A 26,260-nucleotide genomic window follows, 5' to 3' on the forward strand; every position below is an offset into this window, starting at 1 on the left:
CGGACCGCCGGATATGAGCGGCAGGTCGTTGCGGGCAGACGCTCGCAACGCGCGCTGGATGCCCACTTTCAAGGCTTGTGGCGACGATGGACGCAGCAATCGAGTACAGCGGTGGCTGCCAGTGCGGTGCGGTGCGTTTCCACGTGCGCGGCAGGCTGACGGACGCCTCGATCTGCCATTGCCGCATGTGTCAAAAGGCCTTCGGTGCCTACTACGCGCCGTTGGTTTCGGTGCGCGGTACCGAGTTCAGCTGGACACGCGGCGAGCCGAAGCGCTTCGCCTCGTCATCGATGGTGTTGCGTGGCTTCTGCGCCGAATGTGGAACGCCGCTGACCTATGAAGCGCCCGACGGCCTGGCGATTGCTGCCGGTGCGTTCGATACGCCCGAGCGGCTGCCTCCGGCAATCCAGTACGGGGTGGAGCGCAAGCTGCCCTTCGTCGATGCATTGGCCGATCTGCCGGCGCGCACCACCGAGGACGATGTCGCCGCATTGACCTTTCTGGCCGATGTGGTGTCAAGGCAGCATCCGGATCACGATACCGCGCAGTGGCCAGTGTGAGTCCGCGCCCGCAGGCGTGAGTGCCTACCGCAGGGGCGCGCGACAGCGGGTGCGCGCAGGTGCCGGCACCATCACGACGGTGCGAGCGCCATCTTCGATCCCCGCAATCGGCCGTACAGCGTGCTGAGGTTCTAGCCGTGGTCCAGGAATAACGCGATCTCATTGCTGGCAGCGCCGTCTGCGCTCCGGCCGTGACGTGGCAGGCCGCAGGCCCTACCATTCCCCTTTATCTCTTCGTATCCGGCGCAATGAGCAGCAAGCAGAATCAGTGGATCGTCGGCGTCAACGCCGTCGCCTCGTCCGTCGAGAACGACGCCGACAACGTGCGCGAGGTCTTGATCGAGGCCGGCAGCAAGAATCCGCGCCTGATCGAAATCGAAGAGCAGGCCCGCCGCAAGGGCATCGACGTGCGCCGGGTCAACACCCAGGCACTCGATGGCGTCGGTGGACAGGTGCGCCACCAGGGCGTGGTCGCGCGTTATGCCGCAGCGCGGCTGTGGGCCGAAAACGAGCTCGAAGCGCTGGTGACCGCAGCCGAGGGACGTGCCTTGCTGCTGATCCTCGATGGCGTGCAGGACCCGCACAATCTCGGTGCATGCCTGCGCAGCGCGGCCGCGGCCGGCGTCACTGCGGTGGTCATTCCCAAGGACAAGTCGGCCACGGTCAACGCGACCGTGCGCAAGACCTCGGCCGGTGCGGCCGACCGTATTCCGGTGGTCGCGGTGACCAATCTGGCGCGTTGCCTGCGCGATCTGCAGAAGCAGGGCGTGTGGCTGTATGGCCTGGCCGGCGAAGCCGAGGCGTCGCTGTACAGCGTGGACCTGCGCGGCAACGTCGGGCTGGTGCTCGGTGGCGAAGCCGACGGCCTGCGTCGTCTCACCCGCGAGCATTGCGATGGTCTGGTCAAGATCCCGATGCCGGGCGATATCGAAAGCCTCAATGTGTCGGTGGCCGCCGGTGTGACCCTGTTCGAAGCGGTACGCCAGCGCCTGGGCGCCTGAAGCGGCGACCGAAACGACTGCGCTCACCGCCAGGTGGGCGCGGGCGCGGCCGATGCCCTGACTCGGCATGCACCACCCGTGCACTGCGCTTGCTGCGCGTCGTCCGCATCCAGCTGGCGACTGTTCGCCCTGTGTTGCCAACCACTCTGCATCGCACGCATGTGCCAATGGCGAGCCGCGCAGGTCGATCGGCACGGCGAGATCGCGCGTGCGGCGCAGCGCGGTCCGCGCACCACGCAGCAGTCGATCTGCGCAAACCATGGCGCCGGTGCACTTGCCGCTGCAGTGTCTGGCGGGCAGGTGGCGCGCTGCATATGACTTTCGCCCAGGCATGTGGAGATCCACCGGCGCGCGTGCCCGTTTTTGCCTACCATATCGCCAGCGAACGGCGTGTTATGTCTGATGAGAGATGGGGCGGGGGCCTGGTCGACGGGCGAGAACGGATGCGATGCCAAGGCGTCGGCACGGGGAGACAAGCGGCCGCAGCGCTGGCTCGGTGCCGTTGTCTGCATGCTGCTGGCGCTGTGCTCGCTCGCGGCACTGGCTGCACCGGCGGGCACGGCGCCATTGCGCGACTACGCGATCGACAGCTGGAGCTCGCGTAACGGCCTGCCGCACAACTCCTTGCGCGATATCGCCCAGACCCGCGATGGCTATCTGTGGTTCGCCACCTGGGAAGGCCTGGTGCGTTACAACGGCCTGGAATTCGGCATCATCGACCGCAGCACGCGTCCCGGCCTGCCCGACAACGGCGTCGGCGCCTTGTACGTCGACCACGACGGGGCGCTGTGGCTCAGCGATGCGCGCGGCAATCTGGTGCGGCACGGCAGCGACGGGCAGTGGCGGCACTGGCAGCGGCAGGGACAGTGGCCGCAGGCGCTGATCCATGCAATGACCATGGATGCGCACGGCCGCATGTGGTTGCTGTTTGAGGGCCACGGGCTGGGCTGCCTGTGGCCGGATGGGCGCTTCGAGTATTTTCCGCCGCGCGATGGCGTGCCGCTGCAGAGCAGCTTTCCGCGCATGGCGTTCGACGACCAGGGCCGGCTGCTGATCGGCACGCTGGACGGCCTGATCTATCGCGAACCGGACGGGCGCATGCATCGCGCCCCGGCCGCCTTCGGCCTGCCGCCGGGGCTGGCGTGGCCATACCGCGCGCCGGACGGCACGCTGTGGGTCGTCGCCGGCGAGCAGCTGTATCGGCTGCGGGGCGAGACTGCCGAGCTGGTGCGGCGGGTGCCCGGGCAGGGCCATTTCACCGCGATGCTGCAGGACCACCATGGCGACCTGTGGCTGGGCAGCGAAAATCAGGGGCTGCTGCGCATCGGCGGTCATGGAGTGGAGCATCTGCCGGCTGGTCGCAGCCTGCCGACCGGGCGCATCGTCAGCCTGCGCGAGGATGCCGAAGGCAGCATTTGGGTCGGCGCCAACGGCGGGCTGTTTCGGCTGCGCGAGACGTTGTTCAGCAGTTACAGCCAACGCGATGGGCTGAGCGGCGACTACGCCCGCGCGGTGCTGGAAGACCGCGACGGCAGCCTGTGGATCGCCAGCACCGCCGGCCTGGATCGGATGCTGCCGGACGGACGCATCGTGCCGGTGGCGGTGGCCACGCCATCCGGGCGCAAGCTCTCGGTGCTCAGCCTGGCGCTGGATCGGCACGGCGATCTATGGGTGGGAACGTATGCCGATGGCGTCTTCGTGCTGCGCGACGGACGCCTGCTGCGGCATTACGGCGACGCCGAGGGCATTCCCAGCGGGCATATCCGCGCCATCGTGATCGAAGACTCCGGCGTGGTGTGGCTGGCCACGCAGCGCGGCGTGGTGAAGCTGGTGAACGGCAAGCGGGTGCCCCTGGCCGTCGACGGCCTGCCCGATGGCGTGGTGACCGCGCTGGCCAGCATCGATGGTGCGCTGTGGATCGGCTCGGTCGACGGCGCGGCGGTACTGCGCGACGGAAAATTGCAGCGATTGAATCTGGAAGCGCTGGGCGGCGCGCGGAGCGTGTTCGGTTTTCAGCGCATCGGTGACGCTGTCTGGATTTCGACCGATCGCGGCCTGTACCGGGTGCGCAACGGCAGGCTCGCACGCGTGGGCCTGGAGCAGGGCATGCCGGTCGATACGGTGTTCCAGCTGGTCGGCGACCGGTTCGGCAACGCCTGGATCAGCAGCAATCGCGGCGTGCTGCGCACGCAACTCACGCAGCTCGACGCGGTTGCCGATGGACGCGGCCGGCTGCTCATCGAACGCTATGGCGAGATCGACGGCATGGGCAACGCGCAGGCCAACGGCAGCTCCGGGCCGAGCATGATCGCGCGTGCCGATGGTTCGATCTGGGTGGTCACCGCCGGCGGCGTGAGCACGGTCGACCCGGCGCGCCTGCAGCGCTTTCGCGAGCGGCGCGCGCCGCCGGCGGTGATCGAGAGCGTGCAGCAGGACGCACGTCCGCTGACATGGCGGCAGCAGGCACGCCTGCCGGGCGGGCATCGCCTGAACGTGTCCTACGTCGGCATGAGTTTTCTGCTGCCGGAGCGGATCGAATACCGCACGCGCCTGGAAGGCCTGGACAACGACTGGACCGAGCGTGGCCGGCAACGCAGCGTGGAATTCATCGGCCTGCCGCCGGGGCGCTACCGTCTGCATGTGGCGGCCCGTCACCCGGGCGGTGCCTGGAGTCCGCACGAGGCGATGTGGGCGTTCGAGGTGCTGCCGCTGTGGTGGCAGCGCCAGGACGTGCGCCTGGCCGCGGTGCTGGGTGCGATTTTATTGCTGGCGCTGGTGTATCGGTTCCTGCTACGCCGCTACAAGAGCCATAACGCGCGCCTGGCCGAGCTGGTGCGCAAACGCACCGAAGATCTGCAACTGCAGGCACAGCGCTTGCTGCAGGCCAACCAGGAAAAGAGCGAGTTGCTGACGCGGCTGCGCATCAAGTCGGATGTGTTCGAGCGCCAGGCGCACGAGGACGCCCTGACCGGGCTGCCCAACCGCCGGCATTTCGACGAGGCGCTGGCGCGCGACATCAGCCGCGCCCGCCGCAGCGCGCGCCCGCTGGTGCTGGCGATTCTGGATATCGATCATTTCAAGCGCATCAACGACCACTATTCGCATGCCAGTGGCGATGCGGTGCTGCACGAAGTCGGCGTGCTGCTGACCGCCGCCGCGCGCGCGTCGGACCTGCCAGCACGCCTGGGCGGTGAAGAGTTCGCTCTGCTGCTGGCCGACACGACGATGGAGGATGCGCAGGCGCTGTGCCAGCGCATCCGCGAGCTGTTCCACGCGCGCCACGGCTGGGGTGGCGTGGAAGGCCTGCAGGTGACCTTCAGTGCCGGCGTGGCCAAGTTGCGCGACGACGACACCGGCTCATCGCTGATGCAACGCGCCGACCAGGCGCTGTACCAGGCCAAGAGCGCGGGGCGCGATCGCATCTGTGTGGGCTAGCTGCTGGGATTGGGGAGTCGGGATTGGGGATTGGCAAGGGCAGTGTGTTGGTCTGCTTTAGAACCCACCGACTGGCTGTGCCATTGCGTGCGGAGCATCGTGGCTCAGCAGAAGGGACGCGTCAGGCAGCGTGCCTTTGCGAATCCCCAATCCCCAACGCCAAATCCCCGCTCAAACAGGCCCCGGCCAGGCATTGGCGATCGTGCAGAACAGCCGCGCGGTCTGCTCGGTGTCGTAGACCGCGCTATGCGCATCGGCGGCGTTCCACTCCAGGCCTGCGGCTTGTGCCGCGCGCGCCAGCACGGTCTGCCCGTACGCCACGCCGGCCAGGGTCACGGTGTCGAATACGCTGAACGGATGGAACGGGTTGCGCTTGTGGCCCACGCGCGCAACCGCGGCGTTGAGGAAGTTCAGGTCGAAATGCGCGTTATGGCCGACCAGGATCGCGCGCTGGCAGCCGTACTTCTTCACTGCCGCACGCACCGGTGCGAACACATGGTCCAGCGCGTCCTTTTCCTGCTTGGCGAAGCGGAACGGGTGGTCGAGCACGATGCCGGTGATCTCCAGCGACTTCGGGTCGATCTCCAGTCCTGGCGCCGGCACCAGATGGGCACTGGCGGTGTCGCCGGGGAAAAACCGCCCGTCGGCATCCATTTCGATCGGCACACAGGCAATTTCCAGCAGGGCGTGCTTGTTCCAGTCGAAACCTCCCGTTTCCACATCCACCACCACGGGCAGGTAGCCGCGGAAGCGCCGCGACATGGGCAGGAAGGAGGGGGCAGGCTGCAGGTCGACCGGTTCGTTCATCGGCATAGCCTAGCAGGTCGCACGGCCGGCCCGATCGTGGCAGCTGGCGGCCTGCCCGCGTGTACTGAGCGGCGATCCGGCAAACAAAAGCCCGACCCGTGTTGCCACGGATCGGGCCCGGAAGCTGTGCTACACCGCTGGCGTCAGCGGGCGGCGACCACGCTTGCGATCAGCCCGGTGGCCACCGCAATTAGCACGTAGTTGTTGTCCACGCGGCGCCACTCGTGCCCGCGCTGCGGCGTGTTCAAGTGATGCTTGCGGTAGTCGGTTACCCGTATGCCGCGATGGTCGGGTGCCAGGCGCTCGCCACGCCGATACGGCGGGCCGCGACGATCGTTGCGGTGGTCGTCGTTGTGCGCGCTGGGGCGGTGGTCACGCTTGTCATCGTGCCTGTCGTCGCGATGATCGTCGCGGCGGTCCGGACCACGCGCGTCGTGGTGCTGCGCGCCGCGGTCGCGGTCGTCATGCTGTTGCGGCGCGGCGAACGCTGCGCCGGACGTCAACAGCGACACAACCATGAGGGATCCGATGATGCGTTTCATCTGCCTACTCCTGCGTCACAGGAACAGCCTGTGCGAGCCCACCGTAGGCATTTGGAGCTGAATACGTAATGAAATAAGGCGTTGCGGCCTGTGCCGGCAAATGCCGCCGGCACACATTGACGATCAGATGACGCCGGTGGTGCTGGTGTCGTCGCGCTTCAGGCGTGGCGGCAGCGGCTGTTCGCCATGGACCAGGAACCACACGTTCTCGGCGATGTTGGTGGCGTGGTCGCCAATGCGCTCCAGGTTCTTGGCCATGAACAGCAGGTGCGTGCACGGAGTGATGTTGCGCGGGTCTTCCATCATGTAGGTCAGCAGCTCGCGGAACAGCGCGGTGTATTGCGCATCCAGGCGTGCATCTTCGTCGCGTACGCGGATGGCCGCATCGGCATCCTTGTTGCGGTACGCCTGCACCGCTTCGCGCACGGCATCGGCGGCCATCTGGCCGAGCGCACGCAGGCCCACCGTCTGCGGCAGCGGCGGTGCGGAATTGAGCGCGATCGAGCGCTTGGCGACGTTGGCCGCGTAATCGCCGATGCGTTCGATATCGGCCGGAATACGCAGGCCGGCCAGAATCTCGCGCAGGTCGCGCGCCATCGGCCCACGCAACGCCAGCCGCATCACGTCGTGGCTGATCGCATGCTCCAGCGCATCGATCGCCTCGTCGTTGACCACGATGCGATGCGCAGCGTTGTCGTCGCGACGCTCCACCACATCCAGTGCGGCTTCCAGCTGCGCCACCGCCGTGTCGCCCATGCGCACGATCTCGGCGACAAGACGGTGCTGCTCCTCGTCGTAGCTTTTGACGATATGGTCGTTGAGGTGCTGGTTCATCGTGATCTCGATTCGTGGCAATGGTGGATGTCCGCCGTAACCCTGGCGACATCGCAGGTGATGCAAATGTCGTGCCGGGCAGTGCGGCGGAGCTGCGTCAATGCGGCGTTGCGATGGCCCGCCTTACATCAACCGAAACGGCCGGTGATGTAGTCCTCGGTCTGCTGCTTGGACGGCTGGGAGAAAATCGTTTCGGTGCGGTCATGCTCGATCAGGTCGCCCAGGTACATGAAGGCGGTGTAGTCGGAGACGCGCGCCGCCTGCTGCATGTTGTGGGTCACGATCACGATGGTGTATTCGCGCTTGAGTTCTTCCACCAGTTGCTCGATACGGCTGGTGGAAATCGGATCCAGCGCCGAGGTCGGTTCGTCCAGCAGCAACACGTCCGGGCGCAGCGCCACTGCGCGTGCGATGCACAGCCGCTGCTGCTGGCCGCCGGACAGTCCCAGCGCGCTTTGCCCCAGCTTGTCCTTGACCTCGTCCCACAGCGCGCCCTGGCGCAGCGCCTGCTCGACCCGGTTCTGCATGTCGGCCTTGGACAGTTTTTCGTGGTGGCGGATGCCGTAGGCGACGTTTTCGAAGATCGTCATCGGAAACGGCACCGGCTTCTGGAACACCATGCCGACCTTGCTGCGCAGCCGGTTCATCGGGTACTTCGGCGACAGGATGTTTTCGTTGTCCAGCAGCACTTCGCCACGCGCTTCCATCTTCGGATACAGCGCATAGATGCGGTTGAAGATGCGCAGCAGGGTGGACTTGCCGCAACCCGACGGCCCGATCAGCGCGGTGACGCGCTTTTCCGGGATCTCGATGTTGATGCCCTTGAGCGCGTGGTACTTGTCGTAATAGAAGTCCAGATTGCGTGCGGCCACCTTCACCGGCGCCTGCGCGGCCGGTGCTCCCTTGGCGGCCGGAACGGCGATGCGATGCATCGGCATGGCGTTTTGGAGATCGTTCATGTCGGGTGTCCGGAGGGAGAGGTCAGTCATTGGAAATCTTGTTGCGCAATAGCAGGGCGCGCGCGCCCAGGCTCACCAGCAGCACGAACACGGTCAGCACCAGCGCGCCGGACCAGGCCAGGGTCTGCCAGGTCTCATAGGGGCTGCCGGCGAACTGATTCATGATCACCGGCACGCTGGCCATCGGCTGGAACACGTTGCTGTTCCAGTACTGATTGCCGAAGGCGGTGAACAGCAACGGCGCGGTCTCGCCGCTGATGCGGGCCAGGGCCAGCAGGATGCCGGTGAGGATGCCGGCCGAGGCGGCGCGATACAGCACCTGCACGGTGACCTTCCACTGCGGGATGCCCAGCGACAACGCCGCTTCGCGCATCTGCGCCGGTACCAGGCGCAGCATTTCGTCGGTGGTGCGCACCACCACCGGCAGCACGATGAAGGCCAGCGACAGCGCGCCGGCAAACGCGGAGAAGCGCCCGCCGGTCTGCATCACGTACAGCGTGTAGACGAACAACCCCAGCACGATCGACGGTGCCGACAACAAGATGTCGTTGACGAAGCGCACCACCAACCCGGCCTTGCGTGCATTGCCGTATTCGGCCAGCCAGGTGCCGGCGGCAATGCCCAGTGGCGTGCCGATCGCCAGCGCCAGGCCGCACATCACCGCACTGCCGAAGAAGGCATTGAGCAGGCCGCCTTCCTGCATCGGCGGCGGTGTCATCTTGGTAAACAGGTTGACGTCGATGCCTGGCACGCCCTTGGACAACAAGGTCCACAGGATCCAGCCCAGGAAGAACAGGCCGAACACCGCGGTGACGCAGGACAGCAACAGTGCGATCGCGTTGGTCACGCGGCGGCGGTTGTACAACGATTGCGAGACCGAGGACATCAGTTGCCCTCCCGACGCGACAGCTGCATCAGCATGAAGCGCGCAATCGCCAGCACGATAAAGGTCACGATGAACAAGACAAAGCCCAGTAGCAGCAATGCCGAGCGATAGGTTTCGGTGGCCTCGCCGAAGTCATTGGCGATCAGCGCGGCGATGGTGGTGCCGGGCTCCAGCAGCGACGGCGACAGCCGCACCGTGTTGCCGACCACGAACGCCACTGCCATGGTTTCGCCCAGCGCACGGCCCAGGCCCAGGAACACGCCGCCGATCACCGCAGAGCGGGTGTAGGGCAGCACGATGTCCCAGCTGACTTCCCACTTGGTCGACCCCAGCGCGTACGCCGATTCCTTCAGGCGCGTCGGCACGGTCAGGAACACCTCGCGCATCACCGAGGAGATGAACGGAATCACCATGATCGCCAGCACGAAGCCTGCGGTCAGCAACCCGATTCCCAACGGCGGGCCCTGGAACAACGGGCCGATCAGCGGCAGCGTGCCCAGGTGATCGTTGAGCCAGGGCGTCACGTGCTCGGTCATCACCGGCACCAGCACGAACAAGCCCCACATGCCATAGATGATCGACGGGATGCCGGCCAGCAGTTCGATGGCGGTGCCGACCGGGCCGCGCAGCCAGCGCGGCGCCACCTCGGTGAGGAAGAACGCGATACCGAAACTCACCGGCACCGCAATCACCATCGCAACCAAGGCGGTGACCAGGGTGCCGTAGATCGGCGCCAGCGCGCCGTATTTGTTTTCCACCGGATTCCAGTCGGCGGAATAGAAAAAGCTCAGGCCCTGCATCTGCAAGGCATGGCGCCCGCCCCACAGCATCGACAGCGCGGCGCTGCCGAGCGCCAACAGGACGAAGACGACCGTGGCGGCCAGCGCAAGCTTGAACAGGCGATCGGCACGTGCATCGCGCAGGTCGCGGCCGCGCGGGGCGGTCATCGCTTCGGGAATGGCGGTGGCATTCATTCGATTGGACTCGTCACCCGCGCACTGGCGGGAGCGTGAGACAGCAGGAACGGCGAGGCACCCGCAGGCACCTCACCGCAGCGCAGCCCGCCATCACAGCGGGTGCAGGGCATCACTTGAACTCGCTGGCCCAGTAGGCCTGGATCTGCTTGACCAGTTCCGGCGGCAGCGGCACGTAATGCAGTTCGCTGGCCTGGGCCTGGCCGTTGTCCAGCGCCCACTTGAAGAAGTCCAGCGTCGCCTTGCTGCGCGCCGCATCCTTGGGCTGCTTGTGCATCAGCATGAAGTTGGTCGCGGTGATCGGCCAGGCCTTCTCACCCGGTGCGTTGGTGATCACCAGGTTGAAATCCTTGGCGTTGGCCCAGTCGGCGCTGGCGGCAGCGGCGGCAAAGCTTTCCGCATTCGGCTCCACCCACTGGCCGGCCGCATTCTGCAGCGAGGCGTAGGGCATCTTGTTCTGCAGTGCGTAGGCCAGTTCGACATAACCGATCGAACCCTTGATCTGCTGCACGTACGAGGCCACGCCTTCATTGCCCTTGCCGCCGACGCCACCCGGCCACTGCACCGAGGTGCCTTCGCCGACCTTGCTCTTCCACTCCGGGCTGACCTTGGACAGGTAGTTGGAGAAGTTGAAGGTGGTGCCCGAACCGTCGGAGCGATGCACCAGGTTGATCTTGGTCGCCGGCAGGGTCACGCCCGGATTGGCCGCGACGATCGCCGCGTCGTTCCACATCGTGACCTTGCCCAGGAAGATGTCGCCCAGCAGCGCGCCGGTCAGGCGCAGCTTGCCCGGTGCGATGCCTTCCAGGTTCACCACCGGCACCACGCCGCCGATCGCCGACGGGAACTGGCCCAGGCCGGCCTGCTGCAGTTCGGCGCTGTCCAGCGGCTTGTCGGTCGAACCGAAGTCCACCGTGCCGGCCTTGATCTGCGCGATACCGCCGCCGGAGCCGATCGACTGGTAGTTCACCTTGTTGCCGGTGGCGGCGTTGTAGTCAGCCGACCACTTGGAGACCAGCGGATAGATGAAGGACGCACCGGCGCCGGAGATCTCGGCGCTCTTGCTGTCGCCAGCGGTGGCACCTGCGGCGGTGGCACCCTTGGCGGTGTCGCCGGACTGCGCATCCTTGCCGGGCGAGCAGGCGGCCAGGGCGAGGGCGATGGTGAGGGACAGGGCGGTCAGGCTGGCCGACTGCAGTTTCATGGAAGCTCCGAGGCTGGGTTGGCCGGGGGACCCGGCAGACCACGCTATGAAATGATGTTTTTGTTACACGTGCATGACAGTGCCTTTTGGAGAAGGCATCACAAAAAAGACGCGACCCCGTGGGGGCCGCGTCCCGGTGCCGACGCCGGGGAGAGAGACGGCGTCGTTCCTGTCGCTGTGGCTGGGGTTACTTGGGCAGGTTCTTGGCCCAGTAGCCTTCGATCTGGGTCACCAGGCTGTCCGGCAGCGGCACGTAGTCCAGCTGCTTGGCCTGCGCATCGCCCTTGCTGTAGACCCAGCGGAAGAACTCCAGCGTGTTCTTGAGGCCGGCCGGATTCTTGGGCTTCTTCTGCACCAGGATGAAGTTGGTGGCGGTGATCGGCCAGGCATTGTCGCCGGAGGCATTGGTCATCACCAGGTAGAAGTCCTTGCTGTTGCCCCAGTCGGCGCTGTTGGCGGCGGCTGCAAAGGTCTCGTCGGACGGCTGCACGAACTTGCCGGCGGCGTTCTTCATCGCGGTGTAGGCCATCTTGTTCTGCAGCGCATACGACAGCTCGACGTAGCCGATGCCGCCCTTGATCTGCTTCACGTACGCGGCCACACCCTCGTTGCCCTTGCCGCCGATGCCGGTCGGCCACTGCACTGCGGTGCCTTCGCCGACCTTGCCCTTCCAGTCCGGATTGACCTTGGACAGGTAGTTGGTGAAGTTGAAGCTGGTGCCCGAACCGTCGGAGCGATGCACCACGGTGATCTTGCCGTCGGGCATCTTCATGCCTGGGTTGAGCGCGGCGATCGCCGGGTCGTTCCAGGTGCTGACCTTGCCCAGGAAGATGTCGCCCAGGGTCTTGCCGTCCAGCTTCAGCGCGCCTGCCGCCACGCCGGGCACGTTGATCACCGGCACCACGCCGCCGATCACCGACGGGAATTGCGCCAGGCCGGCCGCGGCCAGTTCTTCCGGCTTGAGCGGCGCATCGGACGAGCCGAAATCCACGCTGGCTGCCTTGATCTGGGCGATGCCGCCGCCCGAACCGATCGATTGATAGTTGACCTGCTTCTTGGTGGCCGCGTTGTAGTCGGCCGACCACTTGGACATCACCGGGTAAATGAACGACGCACCGGCGCCGGTGACATCGGCGGCCTGGGCGCACAAGGCCAGCGAGGCGGTGAGCACGCCGACGGCCAGACGGGTCTTCAGAGAGTGGATCACGGAACAGCTCCTGTAGCGAAGGGATGAGGACGTCCCGCGGTCGTGCCATTGCAGGGCAGGGGCATGACCGCGCGGTGTCCGGGAGATGACATGCAGATGACGGTGTTGCGGCGGGGGGCGTTGCCGGGTCGGATCAGGCCGGTTGCCGCCGTGGCACGCTCACGGGAGCGCAGCACGGCGGCCGATCCAGCGCGCACTTACCAATAGAACTGCGCACGTGCCTCGATGATCGACGGGTTGTCGTCGACCAGGCCACGCGTGGCGCTGTTGTAACGGGTGCTTTCCACCTTCGCGTAGTCGAGTGCGAACTTGAAGTTGGAGCGCCAGTACCAGTTGGCACCGATCGTCCACACGTCCATCTTGCCGCCCAGCACGCCGTCCACGAACGGGGTGGTGCCGTTGGAGACCAGGTGGCCGTCGTTGAGGTCCAGGGTGTCGTAGCGCACCGCCAGCTGCCACATCCCCGAGGCCGGTGCGTTCGGCAGCGGGGTGGTCGGCACGCCGGCCTTGTAGCCCCAGGTCTCGCCGGTGATGTTCCAGACGCCGCTGACGTACCAGCCGTCACTCTTGTAATCGTTGGCGTTGTTGCCGATGCGCTTGGCGTTTTCCTGGAAGAACTCGCTCTGCAGCTTGAACGGGCCGGTGATCCACATCGCCTCGGCGCCGGCCACACCCACGCGGTCCACGTTGGTGATGGCGCCGCTGTCGATCAGGCGCACCGTGGTCAGGTCGGCGTCGGGGCGTGCGCGCAGGCGCAGGGTGTCGTCGTCGGTGTCATAACCCAGGTAGCTCAGGCCGAAGTGCAGCACGTTGCCGCTCTCGTTGATCGGCGCCCAGGTGCCGCGCGCGCCGTAGCCGCTGCCGTGTGCCTGGTTGCGGGTCAGTTCGCGGCCGAACGCACTGGCGGTGATGCTCCAGTCGTTGTCGCCCATGCCGTAGGCCACGCCCAGCCGGCGCGAGATGCCGTACGTGTTGGTCACTGCGGCCTTGGAGACGAAGTCATTGTTCTTGGTGCTGGACAGCTCTTCCAGGCTGTTGGGTTGCTTGAACTGGCCGACCTGCAGATAGTTGTTGGCGTTGCCGGCGAACTTGTACTTGATGTTGTTGTCGAGGAAACGCCCGGTGCTGCGGATGGTGGTGCCGCGGATGGTGACTTCCTTCAGCACGCTCGGGTCGTAACCGGCCACCCATTCGAAATTGCCCGGGCCCTTGCCCTTGAGCACCAGCTCGGCACGGCGGATGCTGAATTCGGAATTGTCGCCGTTGGCACCGATCGGGCCATTGAGGTCCTGCACATCGTTGTGGAACCAGTTGCCGTCGGCCTGGACCAGGCCTTCGAGCGACATCTCCGAGCCGCCAATCACGTCGATGGCGATTTCGGCGTGCGCAGCGGGTGCGGCCAGCGCCAGCAGCAGGGCGGAGCCAAGCAGGGTGGGAGAAAGTTTCATATGTGCCTTGCGACCTGAGAAAGTGAGCGCAGGCTATGGCGTGAAAGTTGCGTTAATGTGACAACTTCAGATCGCGCTGCAATCTGATTTTTGTCAACAAAGACAAAGATTTACGCGTGTTTGTTTTTTGTCAGTGTGTGTCATGAGTCTGAACGGGACGCGTCGTGTGACAGATGTGACAGTGGCGTGGTTCACCGTTTGAGCGAGCTCAAGCTTATTGCGACCTGAACCAACCAGGTGGAACTGTGGCGTATCAAGCGCTTTGTGCGTCGCACCACTTGCACAGGCGCGTTCTAAATTGTTAGTTTCGAGGCCATGTTTCCTCGATTCCTCCAATTGCTGTTGGTCTGCCTGCTCGCGCTTACTGCGTGGTCGGCGGCCGATGCGCACAGCCGCATCCACGATGCGCTTGTGGGCGACGGCGTGGCGGTAATGGCGGATGCTGGCGAAGAACGTGACGCAGCCGATGATCTGCAGGGCGACGGGGATGCACAGACCCAGGTCGATACCCATTCTGCAGACGATATCCCCTTGCTCTCCCAGGCATGGCCGGTGGTCGCACGTTATTTCCCCTCCTGGTACGCGCATTACGCGCCGGCAACTCAAAAACGCGACCTGATCCCGCAACTGCGTCCTCCTAACGCAGTGCGCGCCTGATCCTTCGTTAGTCGCGTCAACCGGTGCAGCGCACCGGCTTCCTTTGACTTGTTCGTCTTTGCACTTCGCGGTTTGCGCCGCGGATGGCCATTCGTTGCCTAGAGGTATCTCCCATGGAAAGTTTGCTAGAAGGTTTTCGTCATTTCCGTAAGGAAGTGTATCCGCGCCAGAGTGCGCGCTTTCAGGAATTGGCCGGCGGCCAGAGTCCGCATACGTTGTTCATCACCTGCGCCGACTCGCGTGTCATGCCGGAGCTGATCTTCTCCGCACAGCCGGGCGAATTGTTCGTCTATCGCAATATCGGCAATGTGGTGCCGCCTTACTCCCAGCACGTCAGCGGCGTGGTTGCGGCGATCGAATACGCCATCGCCGTCCTGGGCGTGCGGCACATCGTGATCTGCGGTCATACCGACTGCGGCGCAATGAAGGCCGTGCTCAAGCCGGAATCGCTGGAAGACGTGCCGTCCGTGGCGGCCTGGCTCAAGCACACCGATGCAGCGCGTCACGTCACTGCCCATCACGGGCACGACCCGCATAGCCAGGAAGCGCTGAGCTGCATGACCGAAGAGAACGTGGTCTCGCAGCTGGACCATCTGCGTACGCAGCCGGTGGTCGCCGCGCGTCTGGCGGCCGGTACCTTGCGCATCCACGGCTGGATCTATGACATCGCCCATGGCGAGATCCGCGCCTTCGATGCCGAGAAGGGTGGCTTCCGTCCGTTGTTGGCGGACAACACCCCCGAAGCCACCCCACGTCCGCGACTGCAGCAAGTCGTGCGCGCTGAACTCGCCTGACGGAGCACATCATGAACACATCAGGTATCGGCGGATATTTCCGCCAGGGACTGTTCGGACGTGATTTGTTGTCGTCTGTCGTGGTCTTCCTCGTCGCGCTCCCGTTGTGTATGGGCATTGCGATCGCTTCCGGCATGCCGCCGGCCGCAGGTCTGATCACCGGCATCATCGGTGGGCTGGTCGTCGGCTTCCTGGCGGGCTCTCCTCTGCAGGTGAGCGGACCGGCCGCCGGCCTGGCTGTGTTGGTGTTCGAACTGGTCCGCGAGCACGGCATTGCCGCCCTCGGTCCGGTGATCCTGCTGGCCGGTGCGATTCAGTTGGTTGCCGGTCTGTGCCGCGCAGGCGTGTGGTTCCGGATGACGTCGCCGGCCGTGGTGGCCGGCATGTTGTCGGGTATCGGCATCCTGATCGTGGCCTCGCAGGCGCATGTGCTGATGGACGCCGCTCCCAAGGCGCGCGGTCTGGAAAACTTCGCTGCATTGCCGGCCGTAGTGTGGCAGGCGATCACCGAAGGGACCGGCCGTACCGCGTTGTTCGTGGGCCTGGCCACCATCGGCATCATCCTGGCATGGGACAAGCTGCGTCCGCAGCGTCTGCGCTTTTTGCCGGGTGCGTTGATCGCGGTGGTGGTGGTCACGGCGACGGTGCAGTTGCAGGGCCTGAACGTCAACAAGGTCGACGTGCCGACCAATCTGTTCTCGGCGATCAGCATCCCCAGCGTCGCGGACATCTTGGGCGTGTTCAATGCGACCTTGCTGGTGTCGGCGGTGACCTTTGCCTTCATCGCCAGCGCAGAGACCTTGCTGTCGGCGGCGGCGGTGGATCGCATGCATCAGGGTGCGCGTACGCAGTACGACCGTGAGCTGGCGGCGCAGGGTGTGGGCAATATGCTGTGCGGCTTCCTGGGCGCATTGCCGATGACCGGCGTGATCGTGCGTAGCGCGGCCAATGTGCAGGCCGGTGCGGCCACGCGCATGTCCACGGTGCTGCATGGCGGCTGGTTGCTGGTCTTCGCGATGCTGCTGCCGTGGCTGTTGCGGATGACGCCGGTGGCGTGTCTGGCCGGCATCCTGGTCTACACCGGTGTGAAGATGATAAAGATCGGGCAGGTCAAGGAACTGGCGACCTATGGTCGCGGCACCGCGGCGATCTACCTGGCGACCACCTTCGCGATCGTGGCGACCGACCTGCTGACCGGCGTGCTGATCGGCTTCGGCCTGTCGTTGTTCCGTCTGGCCCTGCATTCTTCGCGCCTGAAGGTGGACGTGCGTGAGCACGAGCACAAGAAGGACGAGATGCATCTGACCCTGCAGGGCTCGGCAACGTTCCTGAAGGTGCCGGCGATGGCGCGTACGCTGGAAAGCGTACCGCCGAACACCGCACTGCATCTGGACGTGGCCAAGCTGCATCACGTCGACCACGCCTGCATCGAGTTGCTGCGCGACTGGAGCCGGAATGCGGCCTCGCGCGGCTGCGAGCTGGTAGTGGACTGGAACGAGCTGGATCGACGCGTGGAAGGCCAGCCGACGGTGGAAAGCGCGCTGGTCGAACAGCGCGTGGAGCAAGCCAAGGCGGCGTAGACCTGCTGCAGACGCCCGGCGCTCGCGCCGGGTGACATCTATCGTGACCGGGTGATGCATGGCGCCGCAAGACGCATCATCCCGGTCACGATTTTTTTTTGGGCGGGGATTGGGGAGTCGGGATTTGGGATTTGCAAAAGCCGGGAATGGCGTTGCCGATACGAGAAGCCTGGCGCCTGGCTGGACGCTGCACAGTTATTACGACCGGTTTCGCTAGATTGTGTCAGCCAGGTTGAGTCAGACCGCGTCATCCCTTCGGTGTTGTCGGCCTTTCGGCGGGTGCGGGGGTCTTGTCGCGGTAGCGGCATAGGTCGTGGATCACGCAGCCTGGGCAATCGGGTTTGCGTGCCTTGCAGACGTAGCGGCCGTGCAGGATGAGCCAGTGGTGTGCGTCGTGCAGGAATTCGGCAGGAATGACCTTGACCAGTTTGTCCTCGACCACGCGCACGTCCTTGCCCGGTGCAAGACCAGTGCGGTTGGCGACGCGGAAGATATGCGTATCCACCGCCATGGTGGGCTCGCCGAACGCGGTGTTGAGCACGACGTTGGCGGTCTTGCGGCCGACGCCGGGTAAGGCCTCCAGTGCAGCGCGATCGTGCGGCACCTCGCCGCCGTATTGCTCCAGCAGGATCCTGCAGGTGGCGATGACGTTCTTGGCCTTGGCGTTGAACAGGCCAATCGTGGCGATGTAGCGCTTCAGGCCTTCTTCGCCCAGATCGAGAATGTCGCGCGGAGTATTGGCCACCGGATACAGCTTGCGGGTGGCCTTGTTGACGCCGACATCGGTGGCTTGTGCCGACAGCAGCACTGCGATCAGCAACTCGAACGGCGTGGTGTATTCCAGCTCGGTGGTCGGGTGCGGATTGAGCTCGCGCAGGCGCGCGAACATCTCCTGTATTTCGGGCTTGCGCATGTTGCTGCCGCGCCGTGCCGGCGCGGTGACGTGGAGTGCGTTCATGGCTGTGCTCCACCAGCGGCCTTGGCCTTGGCGCGCGCCAGGATGGCCGCAGCCAGCGGCGGTAATGCGGCGGCCGCCGGTTGGCTGGGCGCCGGTGCCGGCGTCCGGCGTGCATCGCGTTCGGCGGCGCGACGTTGCAGGCGCGCGGCGCGTGCACGGTAGCGGTCGCGTGCTGCCCAGGCGTCGCGCAGCCGTTGTTGTGCGGCCAGCAGCACCGCGCTCAGTTGCGGGCAGGCCGGATCCAGCAGGTCGTCGCGTGGATCGGGCCGGTACTCCATCAGGCCCAGTGCCAACGCACGATCGAGATCGTCGGCGTGGACGCAGTCGAACAGCTGCAGGGCTAGTGGACGTGGTGCCGGTGTGGGGTCGAACGTCATGGCAGGCCGATCAGCGATTGAGAAAGTGTGCGGGGCGTTTTTCGAGAAAGGCGCCGGTGCCTTCGCGCATGTCGTCGCTGGCGAACAACAGCGCAAATTGCGCGGTTTCCAGCTGCAGGCCTTCTTCGATGGCGCATTCGCCACCGAACACCACCGCATCCAGGATGCCGCGCAGCGCGAGCGGTGCGGCGGCGGCCAGGCGTTGTGCCAGGGCGAGGGTTTCGTCCTGCAGCGCCTCCGGCTCGACTACGCGATTGACCAGGCCCAACTGGAACGCGCGCGCGGCATCGATCGGCAGGCCGAGCAGGCACAGTTCCAGGGCTGCCGCTCGCCCGGTCAGACGCAACAGCCGTTGCGTGCCGCCGAAGCCGGGGATCAGGCCGAGATTGATTTCCGGCTGCCCCAGGCGCGCGCTGGATGCGGCGATGCGCAGATGGCAGGCCATTGCCAGCTCCAGCCCGCCGCCGAGTGCAAAGCCATTGACCATGGCGATCACCGGCTTGGGCATGCGCTCGATCCGGCGCATCAGCTGCTGGCCGAGCAGCGAGAACTCGCGGCCCTGCATCGCCGACAGGTCGCGCATTTCGGCGATGTCCGCGCCGGCGACAAACGCCTTGGGGCCGGCACCGGTCAGTATCACCACGCGGATGTCGTCCGCGCTCGCAGCCTCGGCGAAGGCGTGATCCAGCGCCCGCAGCGTTTCTTGGTTCAAGGCGTTCAGTTTGTCCGGTCGATTGACCGTGATCGTCCGTACACTGGCGTGGTCGGCGATCAGAATGACGTGATTGGACATGGAAATCCTTACGAACGTAAAAAATTAGTAAATGCGGAACTTCCGAAAGCCTTGCTGGTCATAGCTTTCGTGATAAGTAGCGGTTCGCTATCGCGGCCGCTATCCTAGCGCGTCATCTCAGGCGGCAGACCCGTCCTGTGCCACCACCCTGGAGAATTGTTTGATGAAGTTGCGTTCTATCGCGGTCGCTGTGGCGGCCCTGGCCCTGACGGGCAATGCACTGGCCCAGGACACGACGTCCGAGAAGGGCAAGTTGAGCTACTACTTCGGCTATGACTACGGCAACAACCTTGCCGAGCTCACCGGCCGCGGCGAGCAGCTCGACATCAACTCGGTGGTAAAGGGTCTGCAGGACGCCTATGCCAAGAAGCAGCCGGCGATCACCGCCGACCAGCTGAAGCCTGCTGTCGAAGCGTTCCAGAAGCGTGAGCAGGGCCGTGCCCAGCAGGCCAAGGCTGAGTACGACAAGGCCGCTGCTGCCAACAAGACCAAGAGCGACCAGTTCCTGGCCAAGAACAAGGGCACCGCTGGCGTGCAGACGCTGCCGAGCGGCGTGCAGTACCGCGTGATTGAAGCCGGCAAGGGCGCCAAGCCGACCCAGGCCAGCACCGTGCAGCTGGAAGTGGCCGGTCCGTTCCCGTTCGGCGACCGCGAGAAGGCCCGTCCGGCGCAGCAGATCCCGGCCATCAAGGTCAGCGAAGTCGAAATGCAGGCGATGCGCGACACGCTGCTGCAGATGCCGGCCGGCTCGAAGTGGGAAGTGACCCTGCCGCCGGAGAAGGCCTACGGTGCCGACCCGCGTACCCCGTTCCCGCCGAACGTGGCTGTGCAGTTCGAGATCAAGCTGGTCAGCGTCAAGTAATTGCGTTTGCTGTTGCTGTGACAACGCCGGCCACCAGGCCGGCGTTGTCGTTTGGGTCCACCGGATGCGCGACAGGATGGACGGACGGCGGGAGGATGCGGTGCGGCGGGAGCCAGCGATGAGCGACACGGATTCGAACCGCAGTGGCCTGCCCAGCCCGTGTATCGGTGTATGTTCGTTGGACGCGCAGGCGCACTGTGTCGGCTGCCTGCGCAGCCTGGATGAAATTGCACGCTGGATGAGCATGAGCGACGGCGAACGTCAGGAGTATCTGCACACGGTTCTGCCCGCGCGCGCGTTGGCCGCGCGGCTGCCCGAATGTGCGCAGCTGCAGCGTGCGTTGTATGCGCTGGACACCGCGCCCGACGGGCCGGGCTGGAATCATGCCGAATTGATCGACCTGACCGAAGGCGGCGCGTCTGCCGAGGCCGCAGTGCTGTGCGGTCTGGTGCCGCGCGCGCAGGGCACCATGGTGCTGCTGACCCGACGCACCGACAGCCTGCGTCACCATGCCGGGCAGGTCAGTTTTCCCGGTGGCAGGGTCGAGCCGTCGGATGCGGATGCGGCCGCTGCGGCCTTGCGCGAGAGCTGCGAGGAAATCGCGCTCGGCGCCGGCCAGGTGCATGCGCTGGGATATCTGGATCCGTTTCTGACCGTGAGCGGGTTTCGCGTCACCCCGGTGGTGGCGGTGATCGACCCGGCGTTCGTGGCGGTGCCGCAGCCGGATGAGGTGGCCGAGGTGTTCGAGGTGCCGTTGGGTTATCTGATGGACCCGGACAATCTGCGCAGCGTTGAGCTGGAGTTTCGCGGCCGGCCACGCCGCGTGCTGGAATACGACTGGCCCGGCCACCGCATCTGGGGTGCCACCGCGGCCATTCTCCTCAATCTTCGTCGTCGTCTGGAGCAGGTTGCATGAGTGCGGAACCCCACTGGACCACGCTGGTCGACAGCGCCACGCTGGCCGCGGCATTGCCGCATCCGCAGTTGCGACTGCTGGACGCGCGCGCTGCGCCACCGACTGCGCCCGACCCGGATGCAGCGCGCAAGGCCTATGCACAGGGGCATCTGCCAGGCGCGCACTACGCCGATCTCGACGAGGACTTGGCCGATCTGTCGCAGCCGGCGCAAGGGAGGCATCCGCTCCCGCAAAGCGCGGCATTTGCCAGGCGGCTGGGTGAGTGGGGGATCGACCCGGACAGCCAGGTGGTGATCTACGACGCCGCCGACGGCAGCATGGCCGCGGCGCGGGCATGGTGGATGCTGCGGTTGCTGGGGCATCGCCGCGTGGCGGTGCTCGATGGCGGGTTGGCCGCCTGGCGCGCGGCGGGGTTGCCGGAAAGCACCGAGCCGCCGGCACTGCACGATGGCGCGGCGTACCCGGGCAGCTTCGACGGCGGTGCCGTGGTCGAGGCCGGGCAGATCCTGGCGCGGCTGGATCAGGCGCCGGGCTGGTTGCTGGATGCGCGCGCCGCCGAGCGGTTTCGCGGCGAGGTGGAGCCGGTCGATCCGGTGGCCGGGCATGTGCCCGGTGCGGTGAGTCGTCCGCTGGGTGTGAGCCTGCGCGACGGGCGCTTCAAGCCTGCCGAGGAACTGCGCAGCGAGTTGTCAGTGCTGCTGGGCGCCTATCGCCCCGAGCAGGCAGTGGTGATGTGCGGCTCGGGCGTGACCGCCTGCCATCTGCTGCTGGCGCTGGAAGTGGCCGGCTTGTCGGGCGCGCGCGTTTACGCCGGCTCCTGGAGCGGTTGGTTGCAGGATGCGACACATCCGGTCGCGACCGGCCCCTGATTGCAGGCACAATGGCGGCAGGAACGGTGACCTGTGGGGACGCAGGTTCGCTGCGCGGAGCGCAGTTTCTCGCAGTGCTGGGTGACTCATGCGGTTGCAGTTGCAGGTCGGCGCGCTGTGCGTCGCGATGCTGTCGATGGCTGCCTGTTCGGCGGGATCGACCGCCGACGCCAACGGTGCGCGCATTGCCGGTCGTGGACAGAGCGACCGCCATGCGGTGTATCAGGTCGAACTCGAACGTGCACGCGCCGAGCGCTTGCAGCGCTTGCGTACGCCCGACGGTTGGCTAAGCTACACCGGCTCCGGGCGTGTGCGTGCAGGCCATTACCAGGTGGGCAGCGATCCGCGCAGCGATCTGGTGTTGCCGGCCGGTCCTGCGCAACTGGGGCAGCTGACGCTGGATGGCGACGGCCGCGTGCACTTCGACGCCGCCGCCAATGTACCGGTGTACTTGAACGGGCAGCGCGTCGATCGCGTCCGCCTGGAGCCGGAGCGCGCAGGGCAGCGGGGTGATCGCCTGGATGTGGAAGGGCGGCAGTTCTATCTGGTGCAGACCGGCAGCTTGTTTGGCTGGCGTTTCCGCGACCCGGCAGCGCCGTTGCTGAGTCATTTCGCCGGGCTGGAATATTTTGCGACCGATCCGCACTGGCGCATCCAGGCGCGCTGGCAGGCGTATCCCACCCCGCGCACGACCACATTGCTGACGTCGATCGGCACACCGCTCACTGTCGAGATACCGGGCGAGGCGGTGTTCTCGCGCAATGGCGAGCAATACCGCTTGCAGCCGATCGTCAGCGACGACGGGCAGGGCCTGTTCTTCCTGTTCGCCGATCGCACCAGCGGCAAGGAAAGTTATGGCGGCGCGCGTTATCTCTACACCGCGCCGCCACATGATGGCCGGCTCGTGCTCGACTTCAATCTGGCCGAAAATCCGCCCTGCGCGTTGACGCCGCACGTTGTCTGCCCGATCGCATCGCCGGAAAATCGCCTGGATCTGGCGGTGAATGCAGGCGAGAAGACTTACCGCGCCGCCGAGCGCTGAGCGCTGCACCAGCTAAGGGACATGCGGGGCCGATGGTGCCGTGGGCAGCGCTGCTAGCGCGGCGTATGCGACCAGCTGACCGCCGCTTCGATCTGTGGCCACGGAAACAGCGGGCCGGGGTCGAGCTTGCGCTGGATCTTGCGCGACGGGTCGTCGCTGGCCGCTTCCTGGGTGGTGTCCAGTGCCTGGTGGCCGGCAATGCGGCGTACCGACGGCAACTGTTGTTGCAGCCATTGCAGCAGCGTGATCAGTGCGTTGATCTGCACCTGCGGGTACGGTTCGCTCATGCACTGATGGCGCGAGTCCAGCCAGTGCGGATAACGGCCGCTGTTGACCAGTTCGATGCCCAGCGTATGCGGGTTGTGGCCGCGCACGTGATGGGCGACGCGCTCCAGCGCAACGTATTGCTGGATGCTGCCGTTGCGGTCGATGTAGTAATGCCCGCTGTTGCCGGTGCCGCTGTCGTAGAGCACGCGTTCGCCGTATTCGCGCGCCATCGCCATGTCGGGCAATTCGGTGCAATGGATGACCACCATGTCGATCTGCGTGAGCGCGCGTCGCGCCAGCCGCGATTCGTAGGACAACGGCGCGTAGGTGATCGGTGGCGACGGCAGGACGGCATCGGACATGGGGCGGATGCTAGCATTCGACGATGGCTTTGAATCCCGACAGCCCTTTGGGCAAATTGATGGCAACCCTGCCGCAGACCGGCCAGGTGACCTGGATCGGCGTGCGCCCGGCGCGCGACGTGGACATGATCGAGGTGGACGCGGCGCAGGCCACCACCGGCATCGGCCTGGTCGGCGACCGCTACAAGGGCGGCAGCGGCAAGCGCGGCGTGACCCTGATCCAGGCCGAACATCTGCCGGTGATCGCAGCGCTGGCCGGCCACCCCGCGATTGCGCCGGCCACCTTGCGCCGCAATCTGGTGGTGTCCGGCATCCCGCTGATCGCCTTGAAGGGGCGGCGCTTCCGCATCGGCGATGTCGAGCTGGAAGGCACCGACCCCTGCGATCCGTGCTCGCGCATGGAAGACGCGCTGGGCGCAGGCGGCTACAACGCCATGCGCGGCCATGGCGGCTTGTGCGCGCGCATCCTGCGTGGCGGCGTGCTGCGCATCGGCGATACGGTGCAGGCGCTATGAGCCGCGGTCACTGCATCCTGTCGCACGGCTTCGAAAGCGGCCCTGACGCGCTCAAGGTCACCGCCCTGGCCGATGTCGCCGGGCAGCTGGGCTGGACCCACGAGCGCCCGGACTACACCGATCTGGACGCACGCCGCGAGGTCAGTTCGCTTGGCGACGTGCAGGGCCGGCTGCAACGCCTGCTGGAGATCGCGCGGGCGGCGGCCGACAAGGGCCCGCTGGTGCTGGTCGGCTCCAGCCTGGGCTCGTACATCGCCGCGCAGGTGTCGTTGCAGGTGCCCACGCGCGGGCTGTTCCTGATGGTGCCGCCGACGAGGATGGGGCCGTTGCCGGCACTGGATGCGGCGCGCGTGCCGATTTCCATCGTGCATGCCTGGCGCGATGAATTGATTCCGGCCGGCGAGGTGATCGCCTGGGCGCAGGCGCGGCATGCGCGCTTGCTGCTGGTCGATGACGAACACCGGCTGGCGTCGCATGTGGATGCGTCGGCGCGTGCCTTCGCCGAACTGTTGCAGAGCCTGTGATGCGCAATGTTCTGAAGGTGTGCGGGCTGCGGGGCGTGCGATGAACGTGCTGATTCGCGAAGCCAGCGATGGCGATGCCGCGGCGATCGAACTGCTGACGATGGTCGCGTTCATGCGCGACGAACATAGCCGCCACGACGAGCAGCACGTGATCGCCGCCTTGCGCAACGACGGCGCGCTGGCGCTGTCGCTGGTGGCCGACCACGACGGGTATGTGGTCGGGCACCTGGCGGTGTCGCCGGTGTCGCTGTCGGACGATTCGCCTGGCTGGTATGCGTTGGGGCCGCTGGCGATCGGGCCGGGGCATCAGCGCCAGGGACTGGGCACGCGCCTGGTGCAGGCGGCGCTGGGCAGCTTGCGCGAGCGTGGCGCCGCCGGTTGCCTGGCATTGGGCGAGCCGGCCTTTTTCCGGCGTCTGGGCTTTGCGGTGGAACCGGGGCTGGTGTTGCCCGGCGTCCCGGCGTCCGAGCTGCAGGCGCTGGCGTTCGGCGACCGTCTGCTGCCGCTGGCCGATGTCGCCTATCACCCGGCCTTCGGGCTGGGTTGAGTGCAGCCGCTGGCGACCGCCTGGCGTGATCCACGCCAGGCCTTGCGTGCGGTGCCAGTTCGCTCGGCCGCATCTTTCATCGCGGTAGAGACGCCGTCGCGCCGGGAGTGATCGCAGCATGGCGAGCGCTGCGATTGGCGCGCTCCTGTCGAGGTGGACGATGCAACGTGATGACGAAGACCTGGGCCAGGCCGCGCAGGCGGGCCGGCTGATTTCCCACGGCAGCGATGACCAGGACGATGCTGCATTGCTGGCATCGCTCACATCGCGTTTGCGCCAGAGCGGTGACCGGCCCGATGCGCTGGTCCAGCGTCTGCTCGGTCTGGTCGATGCGCTCTGGGCCACCGAGTTCGGGCGGTTTTTGCTCAGGCATCGCGGGTTGAATGCCTACTGGACCCATCGGCTGGTGACGTATCGCGCCGATGCGCAGCCGAACGAGTCGATGTCGGCGATGGAACGGCATATCTTCGAAGAGGCGCCTGCAGTGCTGGCGACCCGCGAGCGCTTCGGCATCTTCCAGCAGCAGCTGCAGGAGCTGCTGCGGCCAGGCATGACGCTGGCATCGGTGCCCTGCGGATGGATGGGCGAGCTGTTGCTGTTGGACTACCGGGAATGTCCGGACGTGCGCCTGATCGGTATCGACCTGGACCCACAGGCGCTGGAAGGGGCGCTGCACCTCGCACGTGCGCGCGGGCTGGAGGGGCAGCTTTCGCTTCGTCTCCAGGACGCATGGACGCCTGGTGCCGACGATCACGTGGATGTGCTGACCAGCAATGGCTTGAACATCTATGAGCCGGACGACGAGCGCGTGATTGCGCTGTATCGCGCATTTTTTCAAAGGCTGGCGCCAGGCGGCGTGCTGGTCGCAAGTTTCCTGACACCGCCGCCGACGCTGTCTGCCGAGTCGCCGTGGAAGCTGGAACACATCGATCCCGAGGCGCTGACGCTGCAGAACCTGGTGTTCGCCGAGATCGTCCAGGCGCGTTGGGCCTCGTTCCGCACCCACGCGCAGACCCGCGCACAGCTGGAAAGCGCCGGGTTCACCGATCTCCGCTTCATCGATGATCGCGCCGGCATCTTTCCTACGGTGGTTGCCCGGAGACCTGCGGCCCGCTGAGTGGGTGGTGGCGAAGGCATCGGCCGCGTCGTAGGCGCCGCTGTGCCGCTGTGCCGGTTGGACGCAAGCCTGGCGGGCGAGTTTCGTGCTGCGTGTTAAGTGTGCGGGCTGCGGGTCCCGGCCTTCGGCGAGTACTTGCCGCGTTTTTCTCGAGGGCGCCTGGAAGTCAGCAGGTGCCGGCCGCCAGGAGCTTGAGCATGTCTGCAAGGTCGGGCGCTCGCCA

General features: G+C 66.0%; 27 protein-coding genes and 1 other RNA gene. 15 read left to right on the forward strand and 13 right to left on the reverse strand.

The features are described from left to right. The first annotated feature begins 86 nt into the window (after window positions 1–86). The 4 genes from AC1PLA_RS08395 to AC1PLA_RS08410 all read left to right on the forward strand — a co-directional run bounded on the left by AC1PLA_RS08395 (window position 87) and on the right by AC1PLA_RS08410 (window position 4,996). The gene (locus tag AC1PLA_RS08395) at window positions 87–560 is read left to right on the forward strand and encodes a GFA family protein (RefSeq protein ID WP_053045558.1); all 474 of its coding nucleotides are present in this window, start codon (window positions 87–89) and stop codon (window positions 558–560) included. A gap of 248 nt (window positions 561–808) precedes the next feature. Then, on the forward strand, window positions 809–1,561 hold the full coding sequence (rlmB, locus tag AC1PLA_RS08400) for a 23S rRNA (guanosine(2251)-2'-O)-methyltransferase RlmB (protein ID WP_024940443.1): 753 nt from the start codon (window positions 809–811) through the stop codon (window positions 1,559–1,561). A gap of 67 nt (window positions 1,562–1,628) precedes the next feature. Next, window positions 1,629–1,704: non-coding RNA, sX9 sRNA (locus AC1PLA_RS08405), on the forward strand. 259 nt (window positions 1,705–1,963) lie between these two features. Next, the gene (locus AC1PLA_RS08410; RefSeq protein ID WP_481105972.1) at window positions 1,964–4,996 is read left to right on the forward strand and encodes a diguanylate cyclase domain-containing protein; all 3,033 of its coding nucleotides are present in this window, start codon (window positions 1,964–1,966) and stop codon (window positions 4,994–4,996) included. A 171-nt stretch (window positions 4,997–5,167) separates the two neighbouring features. Here the strand turns inward: AC1PLA_RS08410 and rnt are convergent, their stop codons facing one another. The 9 genes from rnt to AC1PLA_RS08455 form a co-directional block, all read right to left on the reverse strand. Next, window positions 5,168–5,809, reverse strand: coding sequence for a ribonuclease T (gene rnt, locus AC1PLA_RS08415; RefSeq protein ID WP_102584351.1), 642 nt, complete (start codon window positions 5,807–5,809; stop codon window positions 5,168–5,170). 137 nt (window positions 5,810–5,946) lie between these two features. Next, window positions 5,947–6,345, reverse strand: coding sequence for an RcnB family protein (locus tag AC1PLA_RS08420; protein WP_039511722.1), 399 nt, complete (start codon window positions 6,343–6,345; stop codon window positions 5,947–5,949). A 123-nt stretch (window positions 6,346–6,468) separates the two neighbouring features. Further along, the gene (gene phoU, locus AC1PLA_RS08425) at window positions 6,469–7,179 is read right to left on the reverse strand and encodes a phosphate signaling complex protein PhoU (protein ID WP_005994733.1); all 711 of its coding nucleotides are present in this window, start codon (window positions 7,177–7,179) and stop codon (window positions 6,469–6,471) included. A gap of 128 nt (window positions 7,180–7,307) precedes the next feature. After that, entirely contained in the window at window positions 7,308–8,138 is an 831-nt protein-coding gene (pstB, locus tag AC1PLA_RS08430; RefSeq protein WP_016902480.1) for a phosphate ABC transporter ATP-binding protein PstB, read from the reverse strand. Between the two features lie 22 nt (window positions 8,139–8,160). Next, window positions 8,161–9,024, reverse strand: a complete 864-nt coding sequence (gene pstA / locus AC1PLA_RS08435; protein WP_039520545.1) for a phosphate ABC transporter permease PstA — start codon at window positions 9,022–9,024, stop codon at window positions 8,161–8,163. After that, window positions 9,024–9,998, reverse strand: a complete 975-nt coding sequence (gene pstC / locus AC1PLA_RS08440; RefSeq protein WP_349779951.1) for a phosphate ABC transporter permease subunit PstC — start codon at window positions 9,996–9,998, stop codon at window positions 9,024–9,026. Before pstC ends, pstA begins: the two co-directional genes overlap by 1 nt. A 112-nt stretch (window positions 9,999–10,110) precedes the next feature. After that, window positions 10,111–11,202 (reverse strand): phosphate ABC transporter substrate-binding protein PstS, encoded by a 1,092-nt coding sequence (gene pstS, locus AC1PLA_RS08445; protein WP_016902478.1) that lies wholly within the window; start codon window positions 11,200–11,202, stop codon window positions 10,111–10,113. A 187-nt stretch (window positions 11,203–11,389) separates the two neighbouring features. Beyond that, on the reverse strand, window positions 11,390–12,409 hold the full coding sequence (gene pstS, locus AC1PLA_RS08450; RefSeq protein WP_481105973.1) for a phosphate ABC transporter substrate-binding protein PstS: 1,020 nt from the start codon (window positions 12,407–12,409) through the stop codon (window positions 11,390–11,392). A gap of 197 nt (window positions 12,410–12,606) precedes the next feature. Further along, window positions 12,607–13,857 (reverse strand): OprO/OprP family phosphate-selective porin, encoded by a 1,251-nt coding sequence (locus AC1PLA_RS08455; RefSeq protein WP_024940436.1) that lies wholly within the window; start codon window positions 13,855–13,857, stop codon window positions 12,607–12,609. 336 nt (window positions 13,858–14,193) lie between these two features. Here AC1PLA_RS08455 and AC1PLA_RS08460 point away from each other — a divergent pair, with 336 nt between their 5' ends. The 3 genes from AC1PLA_RS08460 (at window position 14,194) to AC1PLA_RS08470 (ending at window position 16,888) form a co-directional block, all read left to right on the forward strand. Further along, window positions 14,194–14,514: a hypothetical protein gene (locus AC1PLA_RS08460; RefSeq protein ID WP_016902475.1), complete on the forward strand. Its 321-nt coding sequence runs from the start codon at window positions 14,194–14,196 to the stop codon at window positions 14,512–14,514. A 113-nt stretch (window positions 14,515–14,627) separates the two neighbouring features. Further along, on the forward strand, window positions 14,628–15,308 hold the full coding sequence (locus tag AC1PLA_RS08465) for a carbonic anhydrase (RefSeq protein WP_016902474.1): 681 nt from the start codon (window positions 14,628–14,630) through the stop codon (window positions 15,306–15,308). Between the two features lie 11 nt (window positions 15,309–15,319). Next, window positions 15,320–16,888, forward strand: coding sequence for a SulP family inorganic anion transporter (locus AC1PLA_RS08470; RefSeq protein WP_481105974.1), 1,569 nt, complete (start codon window positions 15,320–15,322; stop codon window positions 16,886–16,888). A gap of 247 nt (window positions 16,889–17,135) precedes the next feature. On the opposite strand, the gene nth is transcribed toward AC1PLA_RS08470, so the two are convergent. From nth to AC1PLA_RS08485, 3 genes are read right to left on the reverse strand one after another with little or no spacing between them, the layout of a single operon-like run. Beyond that, on the reverse strand, window positions 17,136–17,846 hold the full coding sequence (gene nth / locus AC1PLA_RS08475) for an endonuclease III (RefSeq protein WP_481105975.1): 711 nt from the start codon (window positions 17,844–17,846) through the stop codon (window positions 17,136–17,138). Then, window positions 17,843–18,223: a hypothetical protein gene (locus tag AC1PLA_RS08480; protein ID WP_039511742.1), complete on the reverse strand. Its 381-nt coding sequence runs from the start codon at window positions 18,221–18,223 to the stop codon at window positions 17,843–17,845. The genes nth and AC1PLA_RS08480 overlap by 4 nt, the downstream gene beginning before the upstream one ends. Before the next feature lie 10 nt (window positions 18,224–18,233). Further along, on the reverse strand, window positions 18,234–19,016 hold the full coding sequence (locus AC1PLA_RS08485) for an enoyl-CoA hydratase-related protein (RefSeq protein WP_184576766.1): 783 nt from the start codon (window positions 19,014–19,016) through the stop codon (window positions 18,234–18,236). 163 nt (window positions 19,017–19,179) lie between these two features. Between AC1PLA_RS08485 and AC1PLA_RS08490 the strand changes: the two genes are divergently transcribed. The 4 genes from AC1PLA_RS08490 (at window position 19,180) to AC1PLA_RS08505 (ending at window position 22,705) form a co-directional block, all read left to right on the forward strand. Continuing rightward, a complete protein-coding gene (locus tag AC1PLA_RS08490) occupies window positions 19,180–19,878 on the forward strand; it encodes an FKBP-type peptidyl-prolyl cis-trans isomerase N-terminal domain-containing protein (protein ID WP_016902469.1) in 699 nt (232 codons plus the stop codon). Window positions 19,879–19,996: 118 nt separating this feature from the next. Then, entirely contained in the window at window positions 19,997–20,794 is a 798-nt protein-coding gene (locus AC1PLA_RS08495; RefSeq protein WP_053045552.1) for a CoA pyrophosphatase, read from the forward strand. After that, window positions 20,791–21,663 (forward strand): sulfurtransferase, encoded by an 873-nt coding sequence (locus tag AC1PLA_RS08500; protein ID WP_415916949.1) that lies wholly within the window; start codon window positions 20,791–20,793, stop codon window positions 21,661–21,663. Before AC1PLA_RS08495 ends, AC1PLA_RS08500 begins: the two co-directional genes overlap by 4 nt. Window positions 21,664–21,751: 88 nt before the next feature. Continuing rightward, window positions 21,752–22,705, forward strand: coding sequence for a DUF1684 domain-containing protein (locus AC1PLA_RS08505; protein ID WP_481105976.1), 954 nt, complete (start codon window positions 21,752–21,754; stop codon window positions 22,703–22,705). Between the two features lie 53 nt (window positions 22,706–22,758). Here AC1PLA_RS08505 and AC1PLA_RS08510 read toward each other — a convergent pair whose 3' ends face one another. Continuing rightward, entirely contained in the window at window positions 22,759–23,334 is a 576-nt protein-coding gene (locus AC1PLA_RS08510; RefSeq protein ID WP_104600694.1) for an N-acetylmuramoyl-L-alanine amidase, read from the reverse strand. A gap of 23 nt (window positions 23,335–23,357) precedes the next feature. On the opposite strand from AC1PLA_RS08510, the gene AC1PLA_RS08515 reads away from it, so the two are divergent. The 4 genes from AC1PLA_RS08515 to AC1PLA_RS08530 all read left to right on the forward strand — a co-directional run bounded on the left by AC1PLA_RS08515 (window position 23,358) and on the right by AC1PLA_RS08530 (window position 26,037). Beyond that, the gene (locus AC1PLA_RS08515; RefSeq protein ID WP_039528007.1) at window positions 23,358–23,849 is read left to right on the forward strand and encodes an MOSC domain-containing protein; all 492 of its coding nucleotides are present in this window, start codon (window positions 23,358–23,360) and stop codon (window positions 23,847–23,849) included. After that, a complete protein-coding gene (locus AC1PLA_RS08520) occupies window positions 23,846–24,373 on the forward strand; it encodes an alpha/beta hydrolase (protein ID WP_024940678.1) in 528 nt (175 codons plus the stop codon). Before AC1PLA_RS08515 ends, AC1PLA_RS08520 begins: the two co-directional genes overlap by 4 nt. Before the next feature lie 40 nt (window positions 24,374–24,413). Continuing rightward, window positions 24,414–24,920, forward strand: a complete 507-nt coding sequence (locus AC1PLA_RS08525; RefSeq protein ID WP_024940677.1) for a GNAT family N-acetyltransferase — start codon at window positions 24,414–24,416, stop codon at window positions 24,918–24,920. 160 nt (window positions 24,921–25,080) lie between these two features. Next, complete coding sequence (locus tag AC1PLA_RS08530) at window positions 25,081–26,037, forward strand: SAM-dependent methyltransferase (protein WP_481105977.1); 957 nt, start codon at window positions 25,081–25,083, stop codon at window positions 26,035–26,037. Window positions 26,038–26,260: the final 223 nt, after the last annotated feature.

It is taken from the genome of Xanthomonas sp. NCPPB 1826, assembly GCF_056725285.1.